This is a genomic window from Streptomyces sp. NPDC021012 (assembly GCF_044333355.1).
Taxonomy (GTDB): Bacteria; Actinomycetota; Actinomycetes; order Streptomycetales; family Streptomycetaceae; genus Streptomyces.
Genome location: NZ_JBIRQU010000007.1, coordinates 71630 through 81923, shown reverse-complemented (window position 1 = coordinate 81923; position 10294 = coordinate 71630). Strand labels below are relative to the sequence as shown.

General features: G+C 73.2%; 7 protein-coding genes. 5 read left to right on the top strand and 2 right to left on the bottom strand.

Features of this window, described 5'->3' with window-relative positions; all coding sequences use genetic code 11:
- Positions 1-13: 13 nt before the first annotated feature.
- Complete coding sequence (locus ACH4TP_RS23265) at positions 14-1492, bottom strand: sugar transferase (RefSeq protein WP_389235747.1); 1479 nt, start codon at positions 1490-1492, stop codon at positions 14-16.
- A gap of 647 nt (positions 1493-2139) precedes the next feature.
- On the opposite strand from ACH4TP_RS23265, the gene ACH4TP_RS23260 reads away from it, so the two are divergent.
- From ACH4TP_RS23260 to ACH4TP_RS23240, 5 genes are read left to right on the top strand one after another with little or no spacing between them, the layout of a single operon-like run.
- Positions 2140-2643 carry a hypothetical protein gene (locus tag ACH4TP_RS23260; protein WP_398185054.1) on the top strand — a complete coding sequence of 168 codons (504 nt, stop codon included), beginning with the start codon at positions 2140-2142 and terminating at the stop codon, positions 2641-2643.
- Positions 2613-4037, top strand: a complete 1425-nt coding sequence (locus ACH4TP_RS23255; protein ID WP_398185057.1) for a hypothetical protein — start codon at positions 2613-2615, stop codon at positions 4035-4037. The genes ACH4TP_RS23260 and ACH4TP_RS23255 overlap by 31 nt, the downstream gene beginning before the upstream one ends.
- The gene (locus ACH4TP_RS23250; protein WP_398439001.1) at positions 4034-5566 is read left to right on the top strand and encodes a VWA domain-containing protein; all 1533 of its coding nucleotides are present in this window, start codon (positions 4034-4036) and stop codon (positions 5564-5566) included. The genes ACH4TP_RS23255 and ACH4TP_RS23250 overlap by 4 nt, the downstream gene beginning before the upstream one ends.
- Before the next feature lie 45 nt (positions 5567-5611).
- On the top strand, positions 5612-6733 hold the full coding sequence (locus tag ACH4TP_RS23245; RefSeq protein WP_398439000.1) for an AAA family ATPase: 1122 nt from the start codon (positions 5612-5614) through the stop codon (positions 6731-6733).
- Entirely contained in the window at positions 6682-9519 is a 2838-nt protein-coding gene (locus ACH4TP_RS23240) for a hypothetical protein (protein WP_398438999.1), read from the top strand. The genes ACH4TP_RS23245 and ACH4TP_RS23240 overlap by 52 nt, the downstream gene beginning before the upstream one ends.
- A 61-nt stretch (positions 9520-9580) precedes the next feature.
- On the opposite strand, the gene ACH4TP_RS23235 is transcribed toward ACH4TP_RS23240, so the two are convergent.
- Positions 9581-10138: a DUF664 domain-containing protein gene (locus tag ACH4TP_RS23235; RefSeq protein WP_389235765.1), complete on the bottom strand. Its 558-nt coding sequence runs from the start codon at positions 10136-10138 to the stop codon at positions 9581-9583.
- Positions 10139-10294: the final 156 nt, after the last annotated feature.

Genomic DNA, 10294 nt, shown 5'->3' with positions numbered 1-10294 from the left:
CGCTCTCCCCGCATCAGTAGGCCCCGTGCCCGTAGAGGACCGCGCGCAGCGTCTTCCACAGGATCACCGCGTCGAGGGCGAGCGACCAGTCCTCCACGTACCGCAGGTCGAGCCGGACCGCCTCCTCCCACGGGAGGTCGCTGCGTCCGCTGATCTGCCACAGGCCGGTGAGGCCGGGCTTGACGAGCAGTCGCCGCCGGATGTCCGGGTTGTACGCGGCGGACTCCTCCGGCAGCGGAGGCCGGGGGCCGACCAGCGACATCGAGCCGGTGAGCACGTTGAACAGCTGCGGGAGCTCGTCGAGCGAGTACCGGCGCAGCACCGCGCCCACCCGGGTCACCCGCGGATCCCGGCGGACCTTGAACAGCAGCCCGGCACCCTCGTTGAGCCCGGCCAGCTGGGCGCGCGCCTTGTGCGCCCCGGAGACCATGGTGCGGAACTTGAGGATGGTGAACTCGCGGCCGTCCTTGCCGACCCTGCGCTGGCGGTAGACCGCCCCGCCCGGACTGTCCAACAGGACGAGCAGGCCGATGAGTAACATCAGCGGGGCGAACAGCAGCAGCAGGAGCGCCGCGCCCATCCGGTCGGCGACCTCCTTGACCGCGCGGCGGCCGCCGGTGAACGTCGGCATGCTGACCCGCAGCAGGGGGATCCCGAGCACCGCGTCGACGTGCAGCCGCGGACCGGCCACCTCCATGAGCACGGGGGCCACGATCATCTCGGCGTCGCTGCCCTCGAGGTTCCAGGCCAGCCGCTGGAGCCGGTCGGGCGACCAGTGCGGGTCCGGCGTGACCGCGACGACCCGGTAGCCGTCGCGGCGGACGTGGCCCGCGACGTCGGTCAGCCGGCCGACGACCGGCACACCGTCCAGCTGGTCGCCCTCGGGCCCTGGGCTGTCCGCCGTGCACACCGCCTCCACCCGCCAGCCGAGGTGCGGGAACTTGCGGGTCCGGGCGATCAGGTCGCGCACGGTGGCGAGGCTTCCGGCCGCGAGCACCGGGCGCAGGCACCGCCCGTCCTTCCGCTGCTTGTGCAGCCAGAGGCGCAGCAGGTACCGCTCGGTCATGGTGACGAGTGCGATCGCGGGGATCGCGAAGAATATCCAGATCTTGATGTTGCGCGAGCCGAGGGCTATCCCGCCCAGCGCCAGGACGACGGCGGAGGTGAACAGGGAGCGCCCGAGCCGGCGGAACTCCTCGGCGCCCTGGCCGAGCACGGCGGGAGCCCACGACCGGCTCACCGCGAGCGTCCCCAGGACCAGCAGCTCGGTGCCGAAGGCGAGGAAGCTCCACTTCTCGTGCCAGTTGGCCGCATGCCTGACCCCGAAGAAGCCGCCTATCGCCGCCACCACGAGGGCGGTGGCCGCCGTGTCACTGGCGATGACGGCACGGCGGTAGCGCTGCTCCCAGTCGAACGAGGGCCGGCTGATCGCACCGTTCTCCAGCTGCCCGCCCCCCGATGGGAACGGGGCGACCAATTGCCGCTGCTGCACAGAACCCCCCCGGGCGCCAGTGGACTGGACATGTTCGCTCCACACGGTTCCTCTCCCCCCGGGAGACCCCCGCCTCCCGCGCTGTTCCTCCCTCGGAAGGCCCCCGCCTCCCGAGCCGCGCCGCCCGAACACCCCGCCAGTCGATTGATCGTGATTTGTCGCCTGGTGTCCGGGCTTGTGAAGCAAGGTCAATCTAGAGCATCGCGGCCCTTCAGAAGAGGGATGTGCGCAACTTGTGCTGAAGCTTTGAAGGTTGATCCTCCGCCGGTCAGCCGCCCGGCGGAGGCCCGTCGCCGGGGGCGCGCCCTTGTGACCTGTGGTGACGGGCGCTGAGCGGGCTGTAGGCGACCGAAGTCCGAGGGTTCTTCCGGCACTTGCGACCGGATTGAGCTTGGCTTGTTTTTTAACCTGAGCGCGCGCCCGGAGGTCGTCGATCCGCGCTCTTCACCAGCGCTTTGCTTCTTGTCGGCCTTGCCGCACACGGGAGTCGGAAGCTCCTGACGGACCGCCGGAAGCCCTCGCCCGACGGTCTCCGGGGCGGCGTCCCGGGGCGGTGTCCGAGGGCGTTGTCAGTGGGCGGGGATACGTTGTCGATGTTCCGCCGATCCGGCGTGAACATCCCCTTTGACGTGCATGGGAGAAGTGCGTTGCCGGTCTGGGAGAGGTCGAGCGCGGCGCGGGTGGTACCGCCCGCGCGGCCGCGGAAGCTTGCCAAGGTGCCGTTCGTCGAGCTGGCCGACGGGCGGTTGCAGGGCGTGGTGTCCAGCGGCTCCGACATCGGGCGCGTGTACGTGTCCTCGATCGCCGCCGGTACGTACGCGTTCGCGTGCAGCACCAACAACAACCGCCCCTGCGGCGGCGCGCGCGGCTCGTTCTGCAACCACATCCGCGCGCTCGTCACCGAGGCCGTCCTCCAGTACGGCGCGCGGCGCGTCGCCCGCTACCTGAAGGCCGACACCCCGGACGCCGAGCCCGACGCCGCCGCGCTCGTCACGGCGATGGCCGCCACCCGTCCCGCGCAGGGCGACACCTCCGCCGCCGCCCCGGTGTTCAGCCGCTTCCTGCGGCACCTCGCCTACCTCGAACTGGAGCCGGTCACCGCGCCGTTGCCCGAGATGCAGTGGTTCCCGCCGACGAGGGCGGTCGCCTGATGCGTACGGACCTGCTCGACGACCCCGTCGACGGACTCGACGAGGCACTGGCCGCCGTGGACGCCTTCGACGAGGTGCTCGTCGCCGGCCTGCTCCGCCCGCGGCCCGACCGGACCGAGGGGCTCGCCACGTTCGTGGCCGCCCTCGCCGGCACACCGCTCGCCTCCCTCGTCGCCGAGGCCGCCGACAAGACCGCGGCCGGCACCGCGGGCGAGGACCACTTCGTCGCGCTCGCCGCCGCCCGCACCGCCCTCATGGGCTCCGTCCACGACGCCCTGACGGCCCGCGCCGCGGATATCACCGGCCGCCCCGCCGCCGAACAGCCGCCGGGGACCACCGGCGGGGAGGCGCCCGCGGCGAACGTCCTGTCCGCCGCCCGCGCCTGGCTGTGCGACCTCGCCCGCGCGGGCTGGCGGGGCATCGACCACGAGCTCGTCGGCGCCGCCGCACCCGTGGTCTCCGCGATGCTGCCGGACCCCGCGCTCCGCCGGCAGGCGACGCTCCTCGACGGCTTCGCCGCCGAACTCGCCGCCTCCTGCCCGGGGGTCGCCCTGGAGCGCGTCCCGGTGCGCCGCTGGGCCGACCTGTGGGCGCGCGCCCTCCTGCTGACCCTGCCCGGAGCCGCCCGCACGCCCGCCGTGTCCACCGCGACCGGCCGCCTGCTGCCCCTCGGCGCCGACGTGCAGGAGCACGCGACCGCCGTACAGGCCCAGGTCCACGCGGTGTTCGAACCGGCCGACGGGGCGCCACCGCGCCTGGTCCGGGCCTCGGTGTCCGCGCCCAAGACCGACACCGTCGTCGGCGCCGGGCTCTGGCAGCTGCTCCGGCCGCGCATGTCGCTCCTCGCCGCCCTGAGCGAGGGCCGCGCCATGGAGCTCGATGCCATGCCCGTCACCGAGGAGGGCGACCTCCTCTGGGACGACGAGCACGCCCGTACGGGAGAGCCCGCCGACCCCTTCGCCACCGCCCGCGTCGCCCTCGCCACCGCGACCGACCCCGCCACCGCCCCGCTGGACCGCCACCCCGTACGGCTCGCCGTGCCCGTCCTCCTGGAGGGGTACGCGGCGGAGCACGCGGACGACGGGACGCTGACGTTCACGCTCGCGGGCCACCGACTGGCCGTCGACACCGACCGCGCACCGGCCGCCGGCCCCCTCACCCCGGAGGCCGTCGCCGCGTCCGGCGCCTGCCTGGGCCTCCTCCGCTGGGACGCCGGAGCGTTCCTCCTCCAGCCGCTCGCCGTCGAGACGACCGTCCGCAAGAAGACCGTCGCCGTCCACGCGGGCGCCTGGGCCGGCGGCACCACCGACAAGGCCGGAGTCCGCGCGGAGAAGGCCGCCACCGACGCGGTCGCCGCCCTGCGCGAACGAGCCGGAAAGCTGCTGCGCTCATGAACGAGACGACCTTCCCGACCGGCACGGCCGACGGCACGGCCTCGGCCGGGGTGCCCGCCCAGACCGGGTTGCCCGCCCAGACCGGCGTGAGCGGTCCTGCCGGCTCCACCGCCGCGACCGGCTCCACCGCCGCGACCGGCTCCACCGCCGCGACCGGCTCCACCGCCGCGACCGGCCCCGTGCCGGCGGTGCCGGACGGCCCCGACCCCGACGTCAACCGGCGGCAGGTCCTCTACTGGAGGCTCCTCGCCCGGCTCTTCGACCCCGAGGAGCAGGCCGGCCTGGAAGCGGCGAGCCTCGCCGTCGTCGAGGACATCGGGCTGCCGTCCGCGCTGCTCGACCCGGGCGCCTCCGTGGACTCCGTCGTCCAGCGCCACCCCGAGCTGGCAGGGGAGTTCGACGGCCTGATGGCCCCGGAGCCGGAAGCGGACGGGGAGCGCGACCGCGCCGCCGAGGTCCGGCGCGCCGCGCTCGCGTCGAAGCTGCTGCTGAACGTCTTCGCCACCGGCTCCGGCACCGTCTCCGCCGGGCAGCTCGCCCGCTGGCAGTCGGACGCGGGCTGGCTGGAGCGCGCGCTCGGCTGCCCGCCCGGCGGGCTCCGCGGCGGGAAGACGGCGGGCGCGGCCCTCACCGGCGGCGGCCTCGGAACCGAACTCGGCGCCATCGAGGCCGACCTCGTCCAGCGCATGCACCTGCGCGAGGTGCTGGCCGATCCCGCCCTGGCCGCCCGGCTCACCCCCAGCATGTCCCTGATCGAGCAGCTGCTGCGCGACAAGGGCAACCTCTCCGGCGTGGCCCTGGCCAACGCCAAGGCGCTGATCAGGCGGTACGTCGACGAGGTCGCCCAGGTGCTCCGTACGCAGGTCGAGAAGGCCACCACCGGCGAGCTCGACCGCTCGGTCCCGCCCAAGCGCGTCTTCCGGAACCTCGACCTCGACCGCACCATCTGGAAGAACCTCACCAACTGGAGCCCGGAGGAGGAGCGGCTCTACGTCGACCGCCTCTACTACCGGCACACCGCCCGCAGGACCACGCCCCAGCGGCTGATCGTCGTCGTCGACCAGTCGGGGTCCATGGTCGACTCGATGGTCAACTGCACCATCCTCGCCTCGATCTTCGCCGGACTGCCCAAGGTCGACGTCCACCTCATCGCGTACGACACCCGCGCGATCGACCTCACGCCCTGGGTGCGCGACCCCTTCGACGTGCTGCTGCGCACCAACCTCGGCGGCGGCAACGACGGACCGGTGGCGATGGCCATGGCCAGGCCGAAGATCGCCGAGCCGAAGAACACCGTGATGGTCTGGATCTCCGACTTCTACGAGTTCAGCCGCTCGCAGCCGCTGTTCGAGGGCATCGAGGAGGTCCACCGCTCCGGGGTGCGGTTCATCCCCGTGGGCTCGGTGACCAGCTCCGGCCGCCAGGAGGTCAACCCCTGGTTCCGGGAGCGCTTCAAGGCGCTCGGCACCCCGGTGATCTCCGGCCACATCGACAGGCTCGTGCACGAACTCAAGACGTTCCTCACCTGAGCGCCGGCTCAGGCCCCCGCCCACCGCTACCGAAAGGCCCTCCGCATGTCCGACCTGCTCCGCGCCCCCGCCGAGATCAAGTACGCCGAGGAACTCGACTGGCTGGAGTCGATCGACGACAACCCCAAGCCCTTCTCCTGGCGCCTGTCCCCGAAGATGGTCCGCCTGTTCATCCTCGGCTCCGAGCGCGCCGACGGCCTCGACCGGGAGGTGGCGCAGAAGTGGTTCGGCGACCGCAGCTTCGTCGAGCGCTCCATCGTCACCCTCGCCTCCGACCGCGGCCTGCTCCTCATCGGCGACCCCGGCACCGGCAAGAGCTGGCTCGCCGAGCTCCTCGCGGCCGCGATCAGCCGCAACTCCACGCAGGTCGTCCAGGGCACGGCCGGCACGACCGAGGACCACATCAAGTACTCCTGGAACGTGTCGATGGTCATCGCCAAGGGCCAGTCCCGCCAGTCGATGATCCCCTCGCCGATCATGACCGCCATGGAGACCGGCACCATCGGCCGCTTCGAGGAGCTGACCCGCTCCACCAGCGACGTCCAGGACGCGCTCATCTCGATCCTCTCCGAGAAGTACATCTCCGTCCCCGAACTCGACGGAGCCGACGGCGAGAACATCGTCTTCGCCAAGCCCGGCTTCTCGGTCATCGCCACCGCCAACAGCCGCGACCGCGGCGTCAACGACCTCTCGTCCGCGCTCAAGCGCCGGTTCAACTTCGTCCGCATCCCGGTCGTGACGAACAAGAAGAGCGAGGCCGAGATCGTCCGCTTCCGCACCGAGGAGCTGCTGCGCCGCCACGCCATCGAACTGGACGTGCCGCCGACCCTCCTCGACGTCCTCCTCCAGAGCTTCGCCGACCTGCGGGCCTCCGCCGCCGCGGCCGGCAGCGACGACGAGAAGCTGGAGTCCGCCCTCTCGACCGCCGAGCAGATCGGCGTCCTGGAGGACTCGATCCTGCACAGCAACTTCTTCGGCGAGCGCACCCTGACCGCCCGCGCCCTCGCCGCCTCGCTGGTCGGCACGCTCGCCCGGCGCGAGCCGGAGGACCTGGCCATCCTCAACAAGTACCTGCACGGCGTCGTCGAACCGCGCGGCAAGGAGGAGGGCGGCTCATGGCCCGAGTTCCTCGAAGGCGGCCGCGAGGCGATCGCGAAGCTGTCGTGACCGGGACCCCGTTCACCGCCCTGCGCGGTCGACTGCACGAGGCGGCGGCCGAGTTCGCCGACGGGCCGGACGCCCTGGAAGGCATCCTCCTCGGCCTGGTCGACGACGTCGACCGAGCCGTGGCGGAACCGCTGGAGATCTTCCCCGTCTGCCACCACTCGCCCGCCTCCGCCCTCGCCATGGCCCGCCGGCTGCGCGAGAAGCAGCCCAAGGTCGTCTACCTGGAGCTGTGCGAGGACATGACGCCGCTCCTCACCGAGCTGCGCAACTGCCGGCTGCCGGTGGCCGTGCAGGCCTTCGCCAGCGACATCGACGGCTTCCCGGCCGACTGGGCGCCGCTGTCCGTCGTCGCCCCGATCACCGAGGCCTCCGCCGAATACCAGGCCATCGCCTACGCCCTCGACACCCCCGGCGTGGAACTGGTCCTCGTCGACCGCTCCTCCGACCACGTCTTCCAGTGGGACCCCCGGCACGAGCGCGCCGACGAACCGGACGCCCGCGAGGAGGGCGACACCGGGGCCGCGCTCCACGGCGAGGCCGTCGGCGTCGAGATCGGCGACCTGCGGCCGCGCTTCGCCGAACTGGAGGAGCACCTGCTGCGCCACGGCAAGGTGCGGCACTGGTCGGAGTGGTGGCACCAGTACGTCGAGATACCGCTCGGCGACAGCGACCACGACACCTACCGCCAGGTCATGTTCCTCATCGGCAGCCTGTTCCGGCGGCTCGCACCGGGGGACGGGGACCGCGTCCGCGTCGACGAGGACCGCGAGCGCCACATGTGGACCCGGATGCGCGCGCACCTGGCCGCCACCGGCACCGACCCGGCGGACTGCCTGTACGTCTGCGGCGCCTTCCACGCGGCCAGCCGCGTCGAGGAGTTCGGCGTGCACGGTGCCGACGGCTTCGAGATCACCCCTCGCACGGCCACGACCTGGCAGTACGGCCTGATCCCCTCCAGCAACGCCGCGATCGAGGCGCAGTTCGGCCTCGCCTCCGGCTCCGTGTCGATCGCGGCGACGCAGTGGACGAAGAACCTCAAGCGCACCCGGGTGAAGCCGTACCGCCTGGACGGCCAGGCCGGGACGGAGCGCACGGGGGCGAAGGCCGTCGCACCGACCGCCCTTCCCGCCGCCGGGGCACCGGCCGAGGACCGCCTCTCCGGCTTCCTCCAGAAGCCGCCGGTCCTCGACGCCCTCGACGAGACCGAACTGCTCGGCTGGTCCGTGGACATCGTCCGCGCCGCCCGCCGGGGCGGCTACCTCGCCTCCACCGCCGACGCGATCGCCGTCTTCGAGACGTCGATCCTCCTCGCCGGGATGCGGGACCGGGCCAAGCCCACGCCGTACGACTTCCAGGACGCCGCGGTCACCTGCATCGAGAAGGACAGCGTGCCCGGGCGCCGCGACGTGCGCCGCCTCGTCGAGAACATGATGGGCGGCGACCGCATCGGCCAGGTCGGCTACGAGGCGCTGCCGCCGCTGGCCCGCGACGTCCACGACCGCCTGGCACCGCTGGAGCTGAACCTCCAGCAGCGCGGGGTGCGCCGGGCCCTGCTCGACATGACCTCCCGGCCGGAACTGCGGGCCTGCTCGGACGTCCTGTGGATGCTGCGCCGCCTGATGCCGCCCGGCGCCGCCCGGCCCGTCATGGGGGAGCGGCGGCTCGGCGAGCGGTCGATCCAGGAGTCCTGGGACCTCGCCCTCGGCACCCACCAACGGGCGCTCATCGAACTCGGCTACGAGGGCGTGAGCCTCGAACAGGTCCTGGAGCAGCGCCTGCGCCGCACCGCGTACGGGCCGCGGGCGACGACCGCCGAGGTCCTCGCGGCCGTCGAGGACGCCACGCTTTACCTGGGCGGCCGGCGCCTCGCCGAGGAGCTCGGCGCCCGCGCCCTCGACGTCCTGGCGGGGGAGCGCACGGTCGACGGGGCGCCCGAGGTCCTGCGCCGGGTGCGCGGGCTCCTCGCGTACTACCGCACCAGCGAGCCGGTGCTGCCGCCCTGGATCGAGTCCTTCGTCAGAACCGGGTACGCGCACTACTGCACGCTGCTGCCGACGGCGTTCCGCGACGAGGACGCGACGGTGGGGCAGGTCGCGGCGATGCTGGGCTTCCTGTTCAGCATGGAGGGCCTGGCGCTGTCCCTGGGCTGCGACAGGACCCAGCTGGAACTGGCGGTCGCCCAGGCGCACCCCCGGGACCCGGCGAAGACGGCCCTGCTGTGGGCGGCGCAGGTCCACCTGGGCACGCTCTCCCGGGGCGAGCTGCGGGCCCGCTGCGACGGACTCCTCGCCAACCCCCTGGTCGTGCCCTCCTACCCGCGCTACCTCAGCGGCTTCGTCCACGCCCTGGAGCCGGTGCCGGGCCTCGCGGACGTGGTGGTGGAGGCCGTGTCGAACGCCTTCGGGCGCCTGCCGGACGCCGTGCTGCTGCCCTGGCTCCCGGCGCTCATCACGACCCTCCGCTCGAACGCCGCGGAGCTGGCCCCGCTGCTCATCCGCGAGGCGGGACGGATCTTCCCGGCCCGGCTCGCGGCCCTGGACACCTGGGTCCCGCCCTGGCACCGGCAGCCGGCCGCGCCGCCTGTCCTCCCCACCGCCGCCGCCCCCCGGGGAGCGGTACTCCTCCCCGCCCATCCGGCGACCTGCGACGCCCTCGCGGAGCTCCTCGGCTGTCCGCAGGGATGGACCGCGACGGACGCGCCGGACCCGGCCGGGCCGGGCGCGGCCCTCCTCGCCGCCCACCCCGCCACGGCCGAGGCACTGGCAGCCGTCCTCACGGTCCGGTGACACCACCACCCTGGCCGCCGGTGGCACCGGCGGCCAGGGGACCGGGGGAGATGCCCCGCGGTTACTGGCCGACCCGCCCGTCGACGCACTCGCGCAGCAGGTCGGCATGCCCGCAGTGGCGGGCGTACTCCTCGACGCGGTGCACCATCAGCTCGCGCACCGCGATCCCGTCCTTCGGGAGCCGCTCGCCCAGGTCGAGGTGGCCGGCGAGCGCGGCGTCGGCCGCGGCCTGCTCGCGCTCCAGATCGGCGTACGCGGCGTCGACCACCGCCTGGTCGGCGACGGCGCCGTGGAAGTCCGCGTCGCGCTCGCCGTACACCTTCGGCAGCGGTTCCCCGGTGATCCAGGTGATCCAGTCCCGCTCCACCTCGGCGAGGTGCCGGACCAGACCGAGCAGCGACATCGTCGACGGCGGAACCGAACGACGGGCCAACTGCTCCGCGTCCAGCCCCTCGCACTTCATCCGCAGGGTCAGACGGTAGCCGGAGAGGAAGTCCCGCAACGTCGCGAGCTCCCCCTCCGGACCGTCGCCGTCGGTCTCACGAGGGTCGTCGGCCGGGTCCGTCCACATGTCGGGGTAGACGGTCGCACGGCTCCAGCGCTCAGGATGATCATTCATGCGCTCATCCTCGTCCGGGAACGCGCGGGCCCGCCACGGATTTGTCCGGCCCCGGCCCTGAACCGGCCAGGGCGACCAGAGCGACGGCGGCGCTCCGTCCACGGACATCGGCGATTCACTCGTCACGGTGGACTCGGCCGAGCCGCCGTCCCCACG

Excerpts from the sequence above, each read along its gene's own strand:
- ACH4TP_RS23250 (WP_398439001.1), top strand. The coding sequence starts at position 4,034 with ATGAACGAGACGACCTTCCCGACCGGCACGGCCGACGGCACGGCCTCG.
- ACH4TP_RS23245 (WP_398439000.1), top strand. The coding sequence starts at position 5,612 with ATGTCCGACCTGCTCCGCGCCCCCGCCGAGATCAAGTACGCCGAGGAA.
- ACH4TP_RS23235 (WP_389235765.1), bottom strand. The coding sequence starts at position 10,138 with ATGAATGATCATCCTGAGCGCTGGAGCCGTGCGACCGTCTACCCCGAC.
- ACH4TP_RS23240 (WP_398438999.1), top strand. The coding sequence starts at position 6,682 with ATGGCCCGAGTTCCTCGAAGGCGGCCGCGAGGCGATCGCGAAGCTGTC.